The 19,030-nt window shown below is 69.4% G+C and carries 19 protein-coding genes and 1 pseudogene; 13 read left to right on the top strand and 7 right to left on the bottom strand.

The window, feature by feature from the left end; genetic code table 11:
• The first annotated feature begins 10 nt into the window (after window positions 1-10).
• Window positions 11-1,141 (top strand): acetyl-CoA C-acyltransferase, encoded by a 1,131-nt coding sequence (locus JKJ07_RS45200; protein ID WP_202998257.1) that lies wholly within the window; start codon window positions 11-13, stop codon window positions 1,139-1,141.
• Between the two features lie 58 nt (window positions 1,142-1,199).
• Window positions 1,200-1,637: a hypothetical protein gene (locus JKJ07_RS45195; RefSeq protein ID WP_202998256.1), complete on the top strand. Its 438-nt coding sequence runs from the start codon at window positions 1,200-1,202 to the stop codon at window positions 1,635-1,637.
• A gap of 5 nt (window positions 1,638-1,642) precedes the next feature.
• Here the strand turns inward: JKJ07_RS45195 and JKJ07_RS45190 are convergent, their stop codons facing one another.
• Entirely contained in the window at window positions 1,643-2,512 is an 870-nt protein-coding gene (locus JKJ07_RS45190) for a transketolase family protein (RefSeq protein ID WP_202998292.1), read from the bottom strand.
• A 9-nt stretch (window positions 2,513-2,521) separates the two neighbouring features.
• Entirely contained in the window at window positions 2,522-3,202 is a 681-nt protein-coding gene (locus tag JKJ07_RS45185) for a thiamine pyrophosphate-binding protein (RefSeq protein WP_202998255.1), read from the bottom strand.
• Window positions 3,203-3,247: 45 nt separating this feature from the next.
• Between JKJ07_RS45185 and soxR the strand changes: the two genes are divergently transcribed.
• The 5 genes and pseudogenes from soxR to JKJ07_RS52110 form a co-directional block, all read left to right on the top strand.
• Entirely contained in the window at window positions 3,248-3,685 is a 438-nt protein-coding gene (gene soxR, locus JKJ07_RS45180; protein WP_202998254.1) for a redox-sensitive transcriptional activator SoxR, read from the top strand.
• A gap of 61 nt (window positions 3,686-3,746) precedes the next feature.
• A complete protein-coding gene (locus JKJ07_RS45175) occupies window positions 3,747-4,478 on the top strand; it encodes a VOC family protein (protein WP_202998253.1) in 732 nt (243 codons plus the stop codon).
• Window positions 4,479-4,681: 203 nt separating this feature from the next.
• Window positions 4,682-5,011: a hypothetical protein gene (locus tag JKJ07_RS45170; protein ID WP_202998252.1), complete on the top strand. Its 330-nt coding sequence runs from the start codon at window positions 4,682-4,684 to the stop codon at window positions 5,009-5,011.
• A gap of 187 nt (window positions 5,012-5,198) precedes the next feature.
• Window positions 5,199-6,626: a DNA sulfur modification protein DndB gene (locus JKJ07_RS45165; protein ID WP_202998251.1), complete on the top strand. Its 1,428-nt coding sequence runs from the start codon at window positions 5,199-5,201 to the stop codon at window positions 6,624-6,626.
• A gap of 378 nt (window positions 6,627-7,004) precedes the next feature.
• Window positions 7,005-7,145: pseudogene (locus JKJ07_RS52110) on the top strand (GntR family transcriptional regulator); the annotation flags it as partial.
• 4 nt (window positions 7,146-7,149) lie between these two features.
• Here the strand turns inward: JKJ07_RS52110 and JKJ07_RS45160 are convergent.
• The 4 genes from JKJ07_RS45160 to JKJ07_RS45145 all read right to left on the bottom strand — a co-directional run bounded on the left by JKJ07_RS45160 (window position 7,150) and on the right by JKJ07_RS45145 (window position 11,315).
• Entirely contained in the window at window positions 7,150-7,719 is a 570-nt protein-coding gene (locus tag JKJ07_RS45160; protein WP_307834776.1) for a TetR/AcrR family transcriptional regulator, read from the bottom strand.
• Window positions 7,712-8,545, bottom strand: a complete 834-nt coding sequence (locus JKJ07_RS45155; RefSeq protein WP_202998250.1) for an alpha/beta fold hydrolase — start codon at window positions 8,543-8,545, stop codon at window positions 7,712-7,714. Before JKJ07_RS45155 ends, JKJ07_RS45160 begins: the two co-directional genes overlap by 8 nt.
• A 61-nt stretch (window positions 8,546-8,606) precedes the next feature.
• Complete coding sequence (locus tag JKJ07_RS45150; protein WP_307834775.1) at window positions 8,607-10,109, bottom strand: arylsulfotransferase family protein; 1,503 nt, start codon at window positions 10,107-10,109, stop codon at window positions 8,607-8,609.
• A 30-nt stretch (window positions 10,110-10,139) separates the two neighbouring features.
• Window positions 10,140-11,315, bottom strand: coding sequence for a glycosyltransferase family 4 protein (locus JKJ07_RS45145; protein WP_202998249.1), 1,176 nt, complete (start codon window positions 11,313-11,315; stop codon window positions 10,140-10,142).
• A gap of 25 nt (window positions 11,316-11,340) precedes the next feature.
• On the opposite strand from JKJ07_RS45145, the gene JKJ07_RS45140 reads away from it, so the two are divergent.
• Together JKJ07_RS45140 and JKJ07_RS45135 are read left to right on the top strand one after the other, a co-directional pair.
• Window positions 11,341-12,201, top strand: coding sequence for an Fpg/Nei family DNA glycosylase (locus JKJ07_RS45140; protein WP_202998248.1), 861 nt, complete (start codon window positions 11,341-11,343; stop codon window positions 12,199-12,201).
• Between the two features lie 149 nt (window positions 12,202-12,350).
• Window positions 12,351-13,940: a sugar transferase gene (locus tag JKJ07_RS45135; RefSeq protein WP_202998247.1), complete on the top strand. Its 1,590-nt coding sequence runs from the start codon at window positions 12,351-12,353 to the stop codon at window positions 13,938-13,940.
• Window position 13,941: 1 nt separating this feature from the next.
• Here the strand turns inward: JKJ07_RS45135 and JKJ07_RS45130 are convergent, their stop codons facing one another.
• Window positions 13,942-14,796 (bottom strand): poly(ethylene terephthalate) hydrolase family protein, encoded by an 855-nt coding sequence (locus tag JKJ07_RS45130; RefSeq protein ID WP_202998246.1) that lies wholly within the window; start codon window positions 14,794-14,796, stop codon window positions 13,942-13,944.
• Between the two features lie 126 nt (window positions 14,797-14,922).
• Between JKJ07_RS45130 and JKJ07_RS45125 the strand changes: the two genes are divergently transcribed.
• From JKJ07_RS45125 to JKJ07_RS45110, 4 genes are all read left to right on the top strand, one after another.
• Window positions 14,923-16,119: a sensor histidine kinase gene (locus JKJ07_RS45125; protein ID WP_202998245.1), complete on the top strand. Its 1,197-nt coding sequence runs from the start codon at window positions 14,923-14,925 to the stop codon at window positions 16,117-16,119.
• Window positions 16,120-16,209: 90 nt separating this feature from the next.
• Entirely contained in the window at window positions 16,210-16,953 is a 744-nt protein-coding gene (locus tag JKJ07_RS45120; protein ID WP_202998244.1) for a LytR/AlgR family response regulator transcription factor, read from the top strand.
• A gap of 300 nt (window positions 16,954-17,253) precedes the next feature.
• Window positions 17,254-17,940, top strand: coding sequence for a response regulator transcription factor (locus tag JKJ07_RS45115; RefSeq protein WP_202998243.1), 687 nt, complete (start codon window positions 17,254-17,256; stop codon window positions 17,938-17,940).
• Between the two features lie 38 nt (window positions 17,941-17,978).
• Window positions 17,979-19,013 carry a HAMP domain-containing sensor histidine kinase gene (locus tag JKJ07_RS45110; RefSeq protein WP_202998289.1) on the top strand — a complete coding sequence of 345 codons (1,035 nt, stop codon included), beginning with the start codon at window positions 17,979-17,981 and terminating at the stop codon, window positions 19,011-19,013.
• The last annotated feature ends 17 nt before the right edge of the window (window positions 19,014-19,030 follow it).

Genomic DNA, 19,030 nt, shown 5'->3' with positions numbered 1-19,030 from the left:
CCGTCGACCCATGCGTGATGCGGTGATCGTCGGAGCTGTCCGAACCCCGATCGGCCGGCGCAACGGCGGCCTGGCCGGTGTGCACCCGGTCGATTTGTCGGCGCACGTGCTGCGGGCCCTGTCCGAGCGTACGGGTTTCGACCCGGCCGACGTCGACGACGTGATGTGGGGCTGTGTCTCCCAGGTCGCCGAGCAGTCGTGGAACATCGGGCGCAATGCCGTGCTGGCGGCCGGCTGGCCCGAGGCGGTGCCGGGCACGACCATCGACCGGCAGTGCGGTTCCAGTCAGCAGGCGCTGCACTTCGCGGCCGCGACGGTGATCTCCGGGCAGGCCGACCTGGTCGTGGCGGGCGGCGTCGAGTCGATGACCCGGGTGCCCATGGGCTCGAGCGGGCAGGACGCCGACCCGTACGGGGAAACGCTTCGGACCCGATATGGCGTCGACTTCTTCAACCAGGGCGTCGGCGCCGAGATGGTGGCCGAGCGCTGGGGTTTCTCGCGGTCCCAGCTCGAGGAGTTCGCGCTCTCCAGCCACGCCGCGGCCGCCCGCGCGCAGGATGCGGGCGAGTTCGACGCCGAGATCGAGCCGCTGGCCGGTGTGAAGCGCGACGAGGGCATCCGCCGCGACACGACGCTCGAGAAGCTGGCCGGGCTCAAGACCCCGTTCCGTGACGGCGGCCGGATCACCGCGGGCACGGCCTCGCAGATCTCCGACGGCGCCGCGGCCCTGGCCGTCACGACCTCGGAGTGGGCCGCCGCGCACGGCCTGCGCCCGCTGGCCCGCGTGCACACCGCGGTGATCGCCGCCGACGACCCGGTGATCGTGCTGACCGCGCCGATCCCGGCCACCGCGAAGGTGCTGGCCCGGGCCGGCCTGAAGATCGATGACCTCGGCGTGTACGAGGTGAACGAGGCGTTCGCGCCGGTGCCGCTGGCCTGGCTGGCCGAGACCGGCGCCGACCGCGCCCGGATGAATCCGCGGGGCGGGGCGATCGCCCTGGGTCACCCGCTGGGGGCATCCGGCGCGCGCATCATGACGACGATGCTGCACCACATGCGACAGTCCGGCCTGCGATACGGCCTGCAAACGATGTGTGAGGGCGCCGGCATGGCGAACGCCACGATTGTCGAGGCTTTGTAATTCGACATTCATCGCCCGGCGGCAGCGACTTCCCCGAGTGGTCGCCGTTAAACGCCACATGGACGTGTTTTCCCGTACGTTCCTCCCCGCCGCGGCCGAGGCCGGTGTCGCCATCCCGACCGTCAGCCGGCACATGCCCATCTTCCGGCGCTGCGTCGAGCCCGACGAGTCGACCGTGCTGGTCGGCCGATGTCAGCGCCCCGAGGCGCCCCTCTCCGGCGAGTTCATGCTGGTGCTGACGCATCGGCGGCTCGTGGTGACGCAGGAGACGAAGGTGCTGCACCGGTTGCGGCTGCACCTCAACACCAACCTGCGGCACCTGAGCAACGTCTCGTGGAGCCCGACGGCGTCCCGCTCGGCCCTCGAGTTGGCCGCGACGGCGGTCGACGGGGTGCGCGAGCGGTTCCGGCTGCGGCTGAGCAACCCCGAGGCCGTACGTCATATGGACGGGCGCCTGCGTGAGGTGTTCCACGCCAGGCACGCCCTGGCCGCCTGACGTTTTTAGGCGAGAAAGTCCACGATCGACGCTCGTAAGCCGGGCGCGTCGAGGCCGTGCTCCCGCGCGTGGTCGCGCCAGTTGCCGTAGCGCCGGACCTCCCGGCGCCCGACACCCAGGTGCATGACCCGGTGCGGCAGTCCCTCCAGCGCGCTGCTGACCGCGGCGGCCGAGGTGCCGGCCAGATACGGCTCGACCATCACGACCTCGCTCTCGGTGAGCACGCGCAGGCCGTCGGCGTCGAGCGGGCGTGGCGTGTTCGTGTACGCCACCGTGACGTCGAGCCCGGTCGTGGCCTCGAGCACCGGGTCGAGCATCGGCCCGACCGCCACCACCAGCGGGCCACCCCGGCGCAGCACGCGCAGCCGGCCGCCGTCGGGGTGGGCGCGGTCGTTCTCCTGCACGCCGAGCCGCACGTAGACCCGGTCGTCGTGCCGGGCCGCCGCGCGCAGCATCGCCGGCACCTCGTCGTGATGCCCCGGCACGTGCACGGTCCAGCCGTCGAGCGTGTCGAGCAGCGCGACGTCGCCCGGTGACTGGTGCGTGTAGCCCTCCTCCGACGCGTCGTACGAGCCGCCGATGCTGACCACCACGGCCCCCGTGTCCTGGTGGCCAAGATCGAGCTTCAATTGCTCGTACGCCCGGTCGACCGCGAAGGGGGCGTACGAGTGCAGGTAGGGCCGCAGCCCGGTGAGCGCCAGCCCACCCGCGACACCCGTCATCAGCTGCTCGCGGATGCCCACGTTGAGCACCCGGTCGGGGTGGCGGCGGCGCGCGGGGGCGAACGCCTCGGCGGAGATGTCGGCCAGCACCAGCGCCGTCCGCGGGTCCTCGTCGAGCAGCGCGGTCGTGGTCGCGACGAACGTTTCCCTCATCATCTCGGCTCAGCTCCCCTTGCGTTCGACGGTGGCCACGACCAGGTTGGGGCGGTCGTGCCGCGGCTTCAGCGCGCGTTCCAGCCGGTCCCGGTCGCGTCCGTCCACAACGGAGACGTCCCAGCCCGGGAAGCGGGCCGCGATCCCACCCGGCCAGCCGTGGGTCGACGACTGGTTGTCGATGACGATCGCCGTGATCGGCAGGTGCGTCGCGGCGGCGTACGCGATGGCCTCGTGGTTGGAGCCCTCGTCGAGCTCGGCGTCACCCAGCAGCACGAAGGTCCGCGTACGGGTGAAGCCTTGGGCGCGCAGGCCGAGCACGACACCCACGCCCAGCCCGAGCCCGTGCCCGAGTGACCCGGTGCCGATCTCGACGCCCGGGATGGTGACGCGGTCGGGGTGGTGGCCGAGCGGGCTGTCCCACCCGCCGAGGTCGTCGAGCCACGATTCGGGGAAGAACCCCTTGGCCGCCAGCACGGCGTAGTAGGCGGCCGGGCCGTGCCCCTTGGAGAGCAGGAAGCGGTCGCGGTCGGGTGCGTCGACGGTGTCCGGCGTGATCCGCAGCACGCGGTCGTAGAGCACCCACAGCACGTCCAGGGTCGAATGGGCGCTCGGTAAGTGTTTTCGGTCCCCCGTGATGCGTTGCAGCAGGGGGCCGAGCCGGTCGGTGTGCACTGCTGTCGCTGTCATGGGGTTAGAGTGCAACTTGAAGTTCACTTCAACTCAAGGACGGCCGTGGAAACACTCACCATCGGGGACTTCGCGGCCCGCAGCGGGGTGGCGCCGTCCGCCCTGCGCTACTACGAACGCGAAGGCCTGATCCGCTCCACCCGCACGACCGGTAACCAGCGCCGCTACGAGCGGGCCGAGCTGCGCCGGGTCGCCTTCATCCGGATCGCCCAGCAGGTCGGCGTCTCCCTCGACGAGATCCGCGCGGCGCTGGCCGAACTGCCCGAGAACCGTACGCCCACCCGCGCCGACTGGGCCCAGCTGTCCGACCGCTGGCGGCACCGGCTCGACGAGAAGATCATGCTGATGCAGCGCCTGCGCGACGACCTCTCCGGCTGCATCGGCTGCGGCTGCCTCTCGCTGCACCGCTGCAAACTCATCAACCCCGACGACGCCCTGGCCGCCGACGGCACAGGCCCCCGAGTGCTGCTGCGGCCTGCCTAAATCAGCTCGTATCGACCGCGCTGGTGCGGATCAAGCTGCTGCGGCCTGCTTAGATCTGCTTATGGCGACCCGGCTGGTGCAGATCAACATGAAGGCTCCCGACGAGGCGGCCGCGGGCCGATTCTGGGCGGAGGCCCTGGGCTGGGGCGTCGACAGCGAGGGCCCCGGCGTGATCAACCTCGAGCCGCCGGGCCTGCCCTACCCCGACCCGCACGCCCTCTTCATCGACATCGTCGCCGCGCCGGAACCCAAGACGGTCAAGAACCGCGTACACATCGACCTGGCCACGACGTCGCCTTCACACCAGGCCGCTCTCGTGGCCCGGCTGCAGGAGCTCGGCGCGACGCCGGTCGACGTGGGGCAGAAGGACGTGCCCTGGGTCGTCCTGGCCGACCCCGCGGGCAACGAGTTCTGCGTGCTCGAACCGCGGGCCATCTATCAGGACACCGGCCCGATCGCCGCGATCGTGGTCGACTGCGCCGACCCGCGGGCGATGGCCGGCTGGTGGGCGCAGGCCATCGACTGGCAGGTGCACTCGGTCACCGACCAGGGTGCCTCAATGCGCTCATCCGCGGGCGTCGGGCCGTACCTCGAATTCGTCCGGACGCCGGATGAGAAGACGGTGTGGAACCGCGTGCACCTCGACCTCCGCCCGTACGCCGACGCCGACTTCGACGCCGAAGTCTCGCGACTCCAGTCCCTCGGCGCCGTGGACCTTGGCATCGCAGACGTCCCGTGGCGGGTGCTGGCCGACCCCGAAGGCAACGAGTTCTGCCTGCTGAGCCCACGCTGATGCCGTCGCTGCGCATGGGCCGAGATTCCGGTCTCGGACCTCGGCGATCGAGCGGAAGCCGCACGTTGACGCGCTAACAACTGCTCAGCTAGAAGTCATTGCGAAGGCCTGAACCCTCAACCCAGCGACGTGTCCGCCGACCATGCCGGAGGTGGTAACGGAGCCTGTATGGGCATACGCGGACAACTGAGAAGGGCCTCTCCTTGAGTGTCACGTGGCTGACCGGTCAAACTGAGTTTTTCTTTGCGGTCAACGGAGAGCCCGAACTGGAAGCGGTTCACAACCGGAGAGCAGTCTTGATCATCCCGCATACGGCGAGGCTGATCTACGTCGACTTCAAGTTCGACACAGCCTTCGTCTATGGCGGCCTAAAGCGACGAGATGGACGAGCACGGGTTGCCGAGGGACTCGCTACGTTCGGTCAAGACGATTTGCCCGCCGCGCCGGCCTGGGTCCGGCGTTTGGTGGTAGAGGCAGCCCCTCCGATGACCCTGCCTAGCCGGTTGGATGTCGAGGTAAACCAAAATCACTGAGGTCGCTAAGCGTAACGCCCTCGAGCCTCAAGGTTGCTGCTCAGAAATAGGCCAGGCCTATTTTCGGATCCATTTCCCGCTGCTACGGTCGAGGCCAGTCAAGATCGCGGCCCGGCGCGAGACTCGCCAAAGCACTCGCCGGGCCGCACAAGCGCGAACATAGTTCGCACATCTCGGAGGTTACCCCTTGTACAACACCAGCGCGCCCACGGACACCTCTTGGATCGAGTCCCTAGACATTCGGTCGGGTATCAAGTTCCAGAAGGTCGGCTTCCTCACTCAGGCCGGTGAGATGAAGAAGATCACGTTCCCGGTCACTTTTCAGGAGGTGGCTGAGCGGTTCACCTTCAACCGGCTTCTTAGCCGGCACGACTACGACCTCGACAACAACAGCCTTCCAGGTAACCGCGACATCACTGAGTCTCACTGGAAGAAGATTGTCGAAGGCGTCAAAACGACGAAGTTTCCCTACCTCGGCACCCTCACGGTCGCTTTGGCCGAGGCGGACTGTCACGTCGAGAAGTTGAAGGAGATGTCCCCGTTCGTCTGGCTCGTACAGGTCACGGTTTACGAGAGCGCGCCGAACCCGATTGTCGAGGATGGTCAGCACCGAATCGCCATGGCTACTAACCTCTGGCCGCAGGTGAAGGACGCGGTGGAAGGTCCCGATTTGGAGCTCCGCCAACTTTTGGAGCAGACCTCCCTTGAGATGACCGTACTTCTGGAGAACGACCCAGAGACGCTTGGCACGATCTTCGTGCGGATGGGCTCCACCAAGCCCATCTCTGCGGACCTGATCGCAGTCATGGACCGGAGCACGATTCAGAACCGTCTCGGTATCTATGTCACCCGGCAGTCGAAGCTGCTAAGTGATCGAGTGACCTACTTGTCGACGACTGCTGCGCGCCAGTTGGCTGAGCAGAAGGGTCGCAAGTTCGAAGCCCTCTACCCGGCTGCGGCAGTCCGATCAGCTGCCTCTTCCATGGCGGGGGTTGGGGTCCGAGACCGCTCACCGGATCAGCGGGAGAGCCTGCTGAAGGACATCGTCGGCGCAAAGGCAAAGATCGAGGGCCTGACCGAAGACGCGGCGATCGAACTCATCGGGCGAGACGTTGTCAAGGTTCTGGACTATGCGTATAAGCGCATCCCGGGCTGGAAGCAGATGAGCGCAGGCACGTTGACCGCTGCCGACTTCAAGAAGAAGTACGTCCACTCATCCGCGGCGGGCCTTCATGTCATCGCGAACGTGATCGCCGCTGGGAGGTCTCAAGGCCTCAGCCCGCAGCTTGTTGTCGACGGCCTAGCGCGGTTGCCTTGGGAACGGACTAGTCTGCGTCACGCGACTGGTGAAGGTGGCGAGGGCATCATGGTCCACGACTTCTTTGAGGGCACCCTGGCGTCGACCGCCTACGACAACAAGGCTGGAGCTTGGCGGGCCGGCACCGGCGGCGCGACTCGATCGAACTACCAACCCGCTATCGACAAGGTTCTTCGCCACCTCGCACAGCAGGACCGCGCGCTTGCCCCATTGGGTGAACGAGCGGCTGCGGTAGCGATCGGACTGGTGAGCGGTAAGCCTGGCCCCGGCCGGCCGGCCAAAGCGCCTGCGGCCTGACTTGAAGTGTCCGCGAAGAGGGCGGCCTTGGAGCTGGCGAGAAGCCGCACGCCCTACCCGTGAAGAGCGGGGGCTTCGTTTTCGCGCCTTGTCGTGGCAAGAGAACGAGTAGCCCGTGGTGCAACCCGTGAGACTCGCGTGTAAAAACCGAGACCCCCGTTGGTCTGCCCACGTGCAGGCCAACGGGGGTCCTCGCTGTTCAAGATTGTGCGGAGGGCGTGGGTTCGAGCCCATGATGAGTTTCCCCATACTCGTTTCAAGACCGACGAAGACAGCCCCTGTGCCCTCAACGGAGCCAGGGAAAGTCAGGAAGCCGCGAGCAGCGGAGCGGTAAAGTGCGCAGAGGCGAAAGCCCGGAGCTCCGCCTGGCCCGCTGCGAGTCGACGTCAGCTGATCGAGCAGTACGAGGTCACCGAGCCGGTAATCGACCGCGCGATGCTGATTCTTCGGGTCAAGGGACTCACCGAGACGCTCTCCGGTGTAGGCGTCTATGTCCGCGAAGTAGCCGAAGAAGAGTAGAGCGCTACTGCGATTTGAGGGACAGGCCGCGGTCGACGAAGTCGATTAGCCAGTTGAAGCTTTCGTCGACGTTTGTATCCATTTCGAAGCCGCCCTGGGCCTCGATGGTGGCGAAGCCGTGGAACAAGCTGCGCAGCAGTCGCAGGGCGTGCACAGTGTCGGCCGGGTCGATGTTGTAGCCCGAGAGCACCGCGGCCAGCGATTCGAGCACTCGCGCCCCGGCCAGGGCGAGCGGGTCGTCCGGCCCGGTCACGCCCAGTCGCACGGTCGCCGCGTAGCGGCCCGGGTGCTTGATGATGTAGTCGCGCATCGTGCGGGCCGCCGCCGCCAGGGCGTCGCGGCCGGCGCGACCCTGTAGGGCCGTGCGCAGTTCGTCGCCCAGTTCCTCGGCCACCAGCAGGGCGATCCGCCGGTTGAGGTCGGCCTGGGAGTCGATGTGTTTGTAGAGCGACGGCGCCCGCACGCCAAGCCGTTCAGCCAAGGCACCCATCGTCACGTTGTGCAGGCCTACCTCGTCGGCCAGGGCGGCGGCGGCCAGGGTCACGGCCGCCGGGTCGAGGCCGGCCCTAGGCACGGGCGTACGCCTTGAGGAAGGGCAGCAGCACCGCGACGGTCTCGTCCGGGTATTGCGTGTGCGGGTAGTGGCCGGCGCCCTCGATGACCTCGAGTTTGCCCAGCCCGGCCGGCAGTTCGGCCAGGATCGCCGAGCCCTCGGCGCGAGGGGAGGCCCAGTCGGGGTCGAGCGAGCCTTCGACGATCAGGACGGGGCAGCGGACGTTGCCCAGCTGTGCTCCGGCGTCGTTGGCGGGCGTCTGGCCCATCTTCTGCAGCGCCTTCATGCGGCCCGGCTCGGCCAGCATCGCCGCGTTGCGTTGCCGCTGGGCGGACCAGTCGGCCGGCTTGCGGCCCGGGAAGGCCAGGTCGAGGTATTTGTGCCACCACTTCACGCTGCCCAGCATGGCCATCATCAGCAGCCGTGTCATGCCGGTGCGGTACGACTTCACCCGCAGGTCGCCCAGGTTGATGGCTTGTTTGCGGGTGAACGGCGCGATCTCGACGATCCCTTCGACCAGGTCGGGGGCCTGCGCCGCGGCGACCGTGACGGCCCCGCCGGAGATCGACTGGCCGACCAGCACGGCCGGGCCGCCGAGGTGGCGAACCACCGCGAGCAGGTCACCGGCGATGTCCGTACGGGTGTAGGAAGGCCACACGGCGCTCGACTCGCCGCACCCGCGGAGGTCGACGTTGGCGACCCGATAGCCGGCCGCCACCAGCTGCGGCACGACGAACCGGTAGGACTCGCGGCTGTCGCCCATGCCGTGGGCCAGGACGACCAGCGGGCCCGCGCCGGTCACTTCGTACGCGATCGTGCCGCCGTCGACGGTGAGGAACTCGGTCATGACAACTCCCTGGGTTTGGCTAACTCCGTTAGCTAAAAGCTAATGCCGTTAGCCAGGAATGTCAAACCCGTACGGGGATCGCCGATGAGGTGCCCAACACATTGCCGCCGACGTCCAGCGCCTCCGCCACCACGTACTCGGGCGTGCCGGGCACTGTCAGGGTTGTCTCGAAGCCGGTCCGCGCCACTTCGACCTGGCTTTCGGCGAGGGCGCCGGGCTGCGTCCCCCATCGCGCCCGCCAGCGCGCGACGCGAGTGGCGCCGTTCCAGCTGGCCGAGACGATCACGTTGCCGCCCTCGACGCGCAGCCCCAGGGCGGGCTGGTCGAGCGGCGTGCCGGTCCATTCGGCCTTGTACGCCCGGTAGGACTGGTTGTCGAGCGGCAAGTGCCCGGCCAGCCGCACGGTCCCGTCCGCGTTGTGCTCGGTGAAGTGCGGCATCTGCCCCCACCCGACGAACGAGCCGCCGTCGGCCAGCTCCCGGAAGCTGCCCTGCGTGGGCGCCGACAGCCGGTCGGGATGCAGGAACTCGCGTACGAAAGTGGTCTTCCGCGCGGCCTCGTCGACCCGGAACACGACGCCACGCGAGTACTCCTTCTCCTTGGTCACACCGGCGCCGTTGTCGAAGAGCCCGTACGAGCCGTCGCGGCGCTGCCGGAAGTCGTGCTGCCACGAGAACGCGGTGCGCTCGTCGACCTCAAAATCCGACTTCTTGCCGCCGATCCGCCACTTGACCTCGCCACTGCGGCGATCGATCTTGTAGACGGCCCACGTGTGCCGGGCCGACATGATGATGTCGCCGTCCGCGGCCAGGCCGACCGAGTTCGCGTGGAAATAGTCGTACGGGAGATGTTCCGACTCCCCGACCGGGCGCGGCGCGTACGACTCGTCCAGCCCCACGTGATCACTGGACCGCCACTCGAAGACCTTCTTGCCCGTGGCGATGTCGATCTCCTGGATCACGCCGTCGTGCAGCACGCCGTCGGTCGGCCCGCCGAGCGCGCTGAGGTCGTACGGGATGGGGTCGTAGACCCAGAAGAGCGCGGTGCCCTGCGGCGTGAGCACCAGATCGTGCTGGTCGGCCTGCTCGGTGCCGGCCGCCCGGACCCGGGTGATCTCGCGGTAGGACTGGTCGGCGATCACGAACTCGCCCTGGCCGACGCCCTGCCCGCCGGTGCCCCCGATCGTCCCCTCCCACCAGGTCAGCACCGGCTTGCCCCGATACTGCTGGGCCTTGAGGTCGATCGCGACGGTGGCCGGGTCGGGCACCTTCTTGAACCAGACCGGCGAGCCCTTCTCGTCGACGACGAGCGGCCCCCACAACCCGGTGCCGGAGGCGGGGGTCAGAAAGATCGAGCCCGCGACGGTGCCGGCGGCCGCCATCGTGATCGTGACGTCGGGCAGAGTGCGCAGATCCGGCCGGGACCGGAATTTCGGATCCTCGACGGCGGCTGGTTCCTCGGGAGCGGGCTCGCCCCAGGGAAGACGGCCGAGTGCGAAACCGCCGACCCCGGTCACCGCCGCGCCACCCAAGCCGAGCAGGACATTTCTCCGGGAGATGCTCACGTTTCCGAGCGTTCCCGGGTCCCGCAAGATCTACCTGCGGGAGTGATCAGAGTTTGCTGTGAGACTGGTGTAGATGTCGATCAGCCGGCCGGTCAGCACGTCGGGGTGGAAGTCGCGCAGGTAGCGGGCCCGGGCCGCAGGCGCCACGGCCTGTGCCTGGTCGCGGGCGATCGGGAGCGCGCCGGCCAGCGCGTCGGCTCGGGGCGGCACCACCCATCCGGCCTCGTCGCCCACCAGATACGGGATGCCGCCGACGTCGGTGCCGAGCACCGGCCGGCCCGCCGCCAGCGCCTCCAGGATCACCGTGGGCAGGGTGTCGTTCCAGGTCGGCGCGGCGACCACGACTGCCGACTCGTCGCGCGCCCGGCGCATGCCGTCGCGGTCGAGAATACCGAGGTAGACCACGTCCGTACGCTCGGCGGCGGCCCGCTCGGCCAGCGGGCGCAACTCGCCGTCGCCGGCGATCCGCAGGGTGCCCAGCGCGCCGTCCGGGTGCTGCCGCCAGGCTTCCAGCAGCAGGTCGAGGCCCTTCTCGGGGGACAGCCGGGCCCCGTACAGGAAACCCTCGCCCAGCGCCGTGGGCTCGCCGGGATCGGGCAGCGCGTTCGGCTTGACCACGATGTGCTCGTCGGGGATGCCGTAGTCACGCAGGTGCGCCGCGATCCGGTCGGTCAGCGCGATGAACCGGTCGACCGAGCGCCACGTCGGGCGGTGCACGGCCAGGGTGGTCGCCATCAGCGCGCTCTGGGCGGCCGAGCCGCGATAGCAACGGTGCTTGACCGCGGGCCAGCCGACCAGCTTGCCCCGGCAGTCCTGGCAGTTGTGCCCGTCGCGGAAATAGAGGCCCGACGAGCAGACCTGCCGATAGTTGTGCACCGTCTGGATCACCGGCACGCCGTGCGCGTGGGCCGTTCGCACGACCCAGGGCGAGAGCAGCGGGTACGGGTTGTGCAGGTGCAGCACGTCGGGGCGCTCGGCCTCGAGCAGCTCGGCCAGGTCGCGCTGGGCGGCCCGGCCATAGATCGGGGAGAGCGGCAGCAGCGCCTTCTCGGCCAGGGGCAGGTCACCGATCGAGTCGGAGCTGCGCTGGAACGGCAGCACCTCGATCCCGGCCTCGCGGAGCTGGGTGATCTCGGTGTCGACGATGACGTTCTCGCCGGACGGCATCGCTTCCCGATACCGGTTGTGCGCAACGACGACCTTCACGCCCAGAGACGCTACCGTTGAGGTCGTGCCCGAACTTCCTGAGGTCGAGGCGCTCGCGGCCTACTTGCGCGAGCGCGCGGTCGGCCACACCGTGGAGCGCTTCGAGGTGTCCTCGTTCAGCGCGCTGAAGACGTACGACCCGCCGGCCACCGCGATCGCCGGCCTGCCGATCACCTCGGCCGGTCGGCACGGCAAGTTCCTCGACGTGGGCCTGGGTGACGAGATCCACCTGGTCGTCCACCTGGCCCGGGCCGGCTGGCTGCACTATCGCGACGCGTTCAAGTCGCCCGCGCCGCTCAAGCCGGGCAGCGGGCCGATCGCGATCCGGGTGCGGCTCGACGACGGCTCCGGGTTCGACCTGACCGAGGCCGGCACCCAGAAGTCGCTGGCCGCTTATCTCGTACGGGATCCGGCCGAGGTCCCCGGCGTCTCGCGGCTCGGCCCGGACGCGCTGGCGGTCTCGCGCGACGAGTTCGCCGAGCGCATCAAGGGCCGCAACGGGCAGGTCAAAGGCGTGCTGGTCGACCAGGAGGTGCTGGCCGGCATCGGCAACGCCTACTCCGACGAGATCCTGCACGTGGCGAAGATGTCGCCGTTCGCACTCACCGGAAAACTGACCGACGAGCAGATCGACACCCTGTACGCGGCCATGCGCGAGGTCGAGAACGACGCCGTGGCCCGGTCGGTCGGCATGAAGGCGGCCGAACTCAAGGGCGAGAAGCGGGCCGGCCTGCGCGTCCACGCCCGTACGGGGTTGCCGTGCCCGGTCTGTGGCGACACGGTGCGCGAGGTGTCGTTCGCCGACAAGAGCCTGCAGTACTGCGCGACGTGCCAGACCGGGGGCAAGCCGCTGGCCGATCGACGGCTGTCCAAGTTGATCCGATAGCGGCGTATCGGTCACGCTACGTACACGGTTGGTAAACCGGGCACAACGTCCGCTTCTTTCCGCCCGATCCATCGGTATAGTGGCCCGGTCCCACGTTTCCGCGGCGCGGTTCTCCGTTCCGACTCGTCGCGGTGCGTAATCTTTTCCGGATGCGGGAGGACGTAGGCGAGGTGACCGCTAGCCTGCATCGCCCGGTTACCGACAGCAGCCGGAGCAAACCCGTGTCGTACGACAGCTTCGAGTGGCAGCAGCAGCCGCCACCGAGCAACGGCGTACCCCGATCCGCGTGGAACCGGCAGCACAAGCGCCTCTCGCGCTGGCACCGCCCGTACACCCTGGTCCTGGTCTTCCTCGATCTCATCTCGGCCGTCCTGGCCAGTCACCTGGCCGCGACGTACATCGAGAAGTCGCGCTCGGGTTTCTACGGCAAGAGCCTGTTCTTCCTGCACAACGAAGAGCTGTTCATCTTCTTCGCGTACGTGGTGCTTCCGCTGGGCTGGATGATCCTGCTCTGGGCCAACGGCACGTACGACCGGCGCTACCTGGGCCTGGGCAGCGAAGAGTTCAAGCGGATCGTGCGCACCTCGGTCACCATCGTGGCCGCCGTGTCGCTGCTCGCGTTCGCCACCAAGGCCCCGCTGTCGCGTGGCACGGTCGCCGCGGTCTCGCTGATGGCGGTGGCCTTCCTGCTCGTCGGTCGCGTCGCCGCGCGCCAGGTGCTGCATTTCGCCCGCCGCAAGACCGGCCATGGCGCCCACCGCATGATCCTGGTCGGCACCCTGCCCGAGGCGCTCGAGGTCTACACCGCGGTCACCCGCAGCCCGGCCGCCGGCCTGATCCCGGTGGCCATCCACATAACCGATGGCTACGCCGCCGCCCGCGGCATCGAGACGCCCGTCCCGGTCTACGCGGCCCGCGACGTGCTCGCCCTGGTGCGCGAGGTCGGGGCCGACACGATCGCGGTCTGCGGTTCGGCCAGCGCCGAGCCCGGCGAGCTGCGCCGGCTGGCCTGGCAGCTCGAGGGCACCGGCGTCGACCTGGTCGTCGCCCCGCAGCTGACCGACATCGCGGGCCCCCGGGTGCACATCCGCCCGATCGAGGGCCTGCCGCTGCTGCACGTCGAGGAGCCGACCCTGTCGGGCCCCGGCTGGCTGGTGAAAAACCTGCTCGACCGGGTCGCGGCCGGCCTCGGCCTGCTGGTGATCAGCCCGATCCTGATCGCCATCGCGATCGGCATCAAGCTCTCCGACCCCGGCCCGGTCTTCTTCCGGCAGCCCCGCGTCGGGCACGAGGGCCGCACGTTCCGGGTGTGGAAGTTCCGGACGATGTATGTCGACGCCGAGGAGCGCAAGCGCACGCTGGAGGAGCTCAACGAGTCCGACGGCATGCTCTTCAAGATGAAGAACGACCCGCGGATCTTCTCGTTCGGCGCGAAGCTGCGGGCCACCTCGCTCGACGAGCTGCCCCAGCTGATCAATGTGCTCAAGGGCGAGATGTCGCTGGTCGGCCCGCGCCCGCTGCCCGCCGACGACGGTGACTACCTGGGCGACGTGCGGCGCCGGCTGCTGGTGCGCCCGGGCATCACCGGCCTGTGGCAGGTGTCGGGCCGTTCCGACCTGTCGTGGGACGAGGCCGTACGCCTGGACCTGTATTACGTCGACAACTGGTCCCTGACGTACGACCTCGGCATCCTCTGGCGAACGATCTTCGTGGTGCTCAAGCGCAAGGGCGCCTACTAGCTCAGCTGTAGGGGCACGTGGAGCGGTACTCCTGGATCGCCGTACCCGACGGGTTGGGGCACAGGAACTGGTCGTAGCGGGTGTCGTCGTCGATGAAGCGCTTGAGCCACGAGATGCTGTATTTCGCGACCGTCACGTTCGTCGAGGTCGGCGCCGAGTGCGAGGCGTTGTTGAGTTCCAGGTACGCCTTGTCCGAGGCCGCCGGCAGGCTGGTGTAGAACGGCTCGGAGTGCGAGCTGACCGGCGCCACGGTGTCGTTCTCGGCCCCGATGATCAGGGTCGGCACCCGGTCGCTGGTCCAGCTCTTGGTGCCGTGCCACGGGGTCAGCGGGATGGCCGCCTGCAGGGCCGGGCGGCTGACCGAGGCCGAGAGGCTGCCCCCGCCACCCATCGAGTGGCCCATGACACCGAGCCGAGAGGCGTCGATGCGCGTACGGACACTGCTCGTACGGGTCAGGTAGTCGAGCGCGGCCAGCAGCTGGGTGCCGCGGCTGGCGGGCTGGTCGAGCGTGCTGAGCGTGTCGATCGTGATCACCACGAAGCCCTGCGACGCGAGCCGCGGGCCGAGCCACGAGACGCTGGACTGCGAGGCGGTGAAGCCGGGCGAGATGGCCACGGCCCCGAACGTGCCCTCGGCGGTGCTGGTCGGGTAGTAGATCGTGCCGCCGCCGAAACCGCTGACCGCAGACCGGGCGACGGTGGTCGTGGCGGTCGCGAAGGAGCCGCGGGCGGCCTCGATGCTGCTGGTCGTGGGGGCGGGGCCACGCTCGTACGGGTTGGCCGCGAGAGCTGGTGCGGCAGGTGAGACCGCGAACAGGACGGCTGCGAGAACGGCCGCCACACGGGCTTTGACCATGGAACTCTCCCTGGGTGTGGGTAGAGCTAGGGATCGATGTATGTCACATCGTTGATCAGCTTGTTACTAGCTGGTAATCCCAATTGACACCCTGCCAATACGGTATGACCGCCTACTATCTGCTGCGTGGCCGGACAAGTGGGCAGTGTGCTGGCGGTCGTCGCCGTCCTGGCCGCCCTGGCCGCCGCGGTGGTGGCCGTCGTCCGGCTGCGCGCCCGCCGCGGCATCGCCACCGCCATGCAGCGGGCCACCTACGACGTGCTGCACACCGCCGCCCTCGCCGCCGACCCGCTGCGCGCCGGCCTCAGCCCCGGCACCGCCGCCAAGGCCGCCCGCCCCCTGCGCACGCTCGTCGGCGCGACCGGGCTGACGATCACCGACGGGGAGAGCTGCCTCGCCTTCGACGGCCGCGGCAGCCACCACAGCGACCAGTTCACCGCGGCCGCCGTACGGGCCCTGGACTCGCAACGCTCGATCGTGCTGTCCGCCTCCGACCTGCCCTGCGACCGGGTCGATTGTGTCGTCCGCGGGGCCGTGGTGGCGCCGCTGGCCAGCCGCCCCGACGGCCGGGCCGCGGCCGCGCTGGTGGCGGTGGCCGACGACCACCCCGCGCCCGGGCTCGTGCAGGCCACCCTGGAGGCCGCCCGCTGGGCCGGCTCGCAACTCGCGCTGGCCGAGCTCGACTCGTCGCGCGAGCGCCTGGCCAAGGCCGAGGTGCGAGCGCTGCGGGCCCAGATCAGCCCGCACTTCATCTACAACGCGCTCACCGCGATCGGCTCCTTCGTCCGTACGGACCCCGAGCGGGCGCGTGAGCTGATCCTCGAATTCGCCGAGTTCACCCGCTACTCGTTCCGCGCGCACGGCGACTTCACGACGCTGGCCGAGGAGCTGCGCTCGATCGACCGCTACCTCACGATCGAACGGGCCCGGTTCGGCGACCGGCTGCAGGTCCGGCTGCAGATCGCGCCCGAGGTGCTGCCGGTCGGGCTGCCCTTCCTCTGCCTGCAGCCGCTGGTCGAGAACGCCGTCCGCCACGGCCTGTCGCGCAAGCCGGGCGTCGGTATGGTGAGCATCGAAGCCCAGGACGCCGGCGCCGAATGCCACATCACGGTGGAGGACGACGGGGTCGGCATGGACCCGGCGGTGTTCGCGGCCGGCATGCCCGAGACGGACGACGGGCAGCACGTGGGCCTGGCAAATGTGGACGAACGACTGAGGTCGGTCTTCGGCGACCATTTCGGCCTGGTGGTCGAGACCGCGCCCGGAGCCGGCACGAAGGTGAGCATGCGAGTGCCGAAGTTCCACCCGGGAGTCCGCGCATGAGCATGCGAGTGCCCGCCGCAGATCGAGGCCCGGGAGTCCGCGCATGAGCATGCGACTGCCCGCCGCAGGCCGACGCCCCGGAGTCCGCGCATGAGTCTGGTCGTACTGGCGGTGGACGACGAGCCGCCCGCGCTCGACGAGCTGGCCTACCTGCTCAACGCCGACGGCCGGGTCGCACACGTGCACCGGGCCGGCGACGCCACCGAGGCCCTGCGCGTGCTGCGCGACACCGAGGTCGACGCGGTCTTCCTCGACATCCGCATGCCCGGCCTGGACGGCATGGAGCTGGCCCGCATCCTGCGCCGGTTCGCGCGCCCGCCGGCCATCGTCTTCGTCACCGCGTACGACGACGGCGCCGTGGACGCCTTCGACCTGGGCGTCACCGACTACGTCCGCAAGCCCGTACGCGCCGAGCGCCTGGGCGAATCCCTGCGCCGGGTCGCCGGCACCCGTCCCGCCCCCACCCCCGCGCCCGTCCCACCGGTCGACGAGCCCACGATCCCGGTCGAGCTGGCCGGCACCACCCGCATGCTCCCCCGCTCGTCGGTCCGCTGGGTCGAGGCCCAGGGCGACTACGCCCGCCTGCACACGTCCGACGCCTCCCACCTCGTCCGGGTCTCCCTGGCCACCCTGGCCGAACGCTGGGCCGACGCCGGTTTCGTCCGCATCCACCGGTCCTACCTGGTGCAGATCCGCCTGATCGCCGAGCTCCGCCTGACCGGCTCCGGCTACGTGGTCGCGGTCGACGGCATCGAGCTCCCGGTCAGCCGCAGGCACACCCGAGAACTCAAAGACCGCCTGATCAGAGCCGTAAAACACGACTGGACCCGCTAACCATCCACACGGTTGTCCACAGGCCCACACCCTTTTCCACAGAGTTATCCACAGGCAGGCTCCGCACGAACCTGTTATGCACAGACCTCCACGGAGCTTCATGGCCGATCGAAGCATCGGCCGGCGCGTGGTCGCCCTGCACGGCGGCATCTGGGTGGTGCGTTTCTTAGCTTGGCCGCAGACCTCCACAGGTTGTTCACAAACTCACCGCCCCGCCTGCACGGGTGATCAATAGGCTCACCGCCGTACGGTCGGTGGGTCACGGGGGCCCACCGGCCGCCTGGTCGAAGGGGTGCGGGCGTGGAGACGGAGCGGCGCGTTCTGGTCGTCGAGGACGAGCGGACCATCGCGGAGGCGGTGGCCGCGCGGTTGCGGGCCGAGGGCTTCGTGGTCGAGGTGGCCGGGGACGGGCCCGGTGCGGTGGCCGCGGCCCGGCGGACGCCGCCCGACGTAGTCGTCCTCGATGTCATGCTGCCCGGCTTCGACGGTCTCGAGGTCTGCCGCCGCCTGCAGGCCGAGCGCCCGGTCCCGATTCTCATGCTGACCGCCCGCGACGACGAGACCGACCTGCTCGTCGGCCTCGCGGTGGGCGCCGACGACTACATGGTCAAGCCGTTCTCGATGCGGGAGCTGGCGGCCCGGGTGCACGCGCTGCTGCGGCGAGCGCAGAAGGGCCACCAGCCCGAGCGGGAAGCAAAGATACTGCGGTTCGGCGACCTCGAGATCAACCAGTCGGAGCGGCGGGTGCTGCGGGCCGGGGTCGAGGCCCATCTCACGCCGACCGAGTTCGACCTGCTCGTGCACCTGGCCGCCCACCCCCGTACGGTGCTGCCGCGCGAACGCCTGCTGGCCGACGTGTGGGGCTGGGCCGACGCGTCGGGCACCCGCACGGTCGACAGCCACATCAAGGGGCTGCGCCGCAAGCTCGGGTCGGACCTCATCCGTACGGTGCACGGGGTTGGCTACGCCCTCGAGGTGGAGCGGTGAACGACGACGGCGCCGTCCGTTATGCGCCGGCCGCGACCATGGTCTGGCGTAATCGGGTGAGCCGGGCCTTCGGCTGGTTGCCGCGGCCGCTGGACCCGGTGCGCTCGCTCAAGATGAAGATCATCATGGTGCTGCTGGCGGGCGGCCTGAGCGGTCTCATCTGGTTCTATCTGTGGCTGGGCTGGTTCCCGATCTGGACGGGCGTCACCGCCACCATCATCGGCGTGACGATCGTGCAGTTCCTGGCCCGCGGCATGACGTCGCCGCTGCGCGAGATGACCGCGGCGGCGCGGGCGATGGCCCAGGGCGACTACGACCGGCGGGTGCGGGCCACCGCGGCCGACGAGGTGGGCGAGCTGGCCGCCGCGTTCAACCACATGGCGGCCGACCTGGCCGCGGCCGACCGGCAGCGGCGCGAGCTGATCGCGAACGTCTCGCACGAGCTGCGGACGCCGATCACCGCGCTGCAGGGTCTGCTCGAGAACATCGTCGACGGGGTGGCCAAGGCCGAACCCGAGATGATGCAGACCGCGCTGGCCCAGACCGAGCGGCTCGGCCGGCTGGTCACCGAGCTGCTCGACCTGTCCCGCATCGACGCGGGGGTGGCGCCGCTCAAACGGCACCCGATCGACGTGCCGTCCTTCCTGGACGGTGTGGTGCGCGAGGCCGAGGTCAACGCGGCCGGTTCGGGGCGGGACGTCCGCTTCGAGGTGGCCGCGGCCGAGATCGTCGTCACGGGTGACCGCGAGCGGCTGCATCAGGTGTTCGCCAACCTGCTCGACAACGCGGCCCGGCACAGCCCACCGGGCGGCACTGTGCAGGTCCGGGCCGAGCGCCATGACGACCGGGTGCTGATCGCGGTGGCCGACGAGGGTGAGGGCATCCCGCCCGAGGAGCGCGACCGGGTCTTCGAGCGGTTCACCCGCGGCGAGCGGCCGGGCGGCGGCGGCACCGGGCTGGGGCTGGCGATCGCCCGCTGGGTGGTGCAGCTGCATCACGGCACGATCGCCGCGGTCGACCCCGAGCACCCCGGCTGTCAGATCAATGTGGAACTTCCCCTGATCCGGAAATAACTCCAAAACCGGAATCG

It is taken from the genome of Paractinoplanes lichenicola, from assembly GCF_016785085.1.
GTDB lineage: Bacteria > Actinomycetota > Actinomycetes > Mycobacteriales > Micromonosporaceae > Actinoplanes > Actinoplanes lichenicola.
This window is presented reverse-complemented; position numbering and strand designations above follow the sequence as displayed.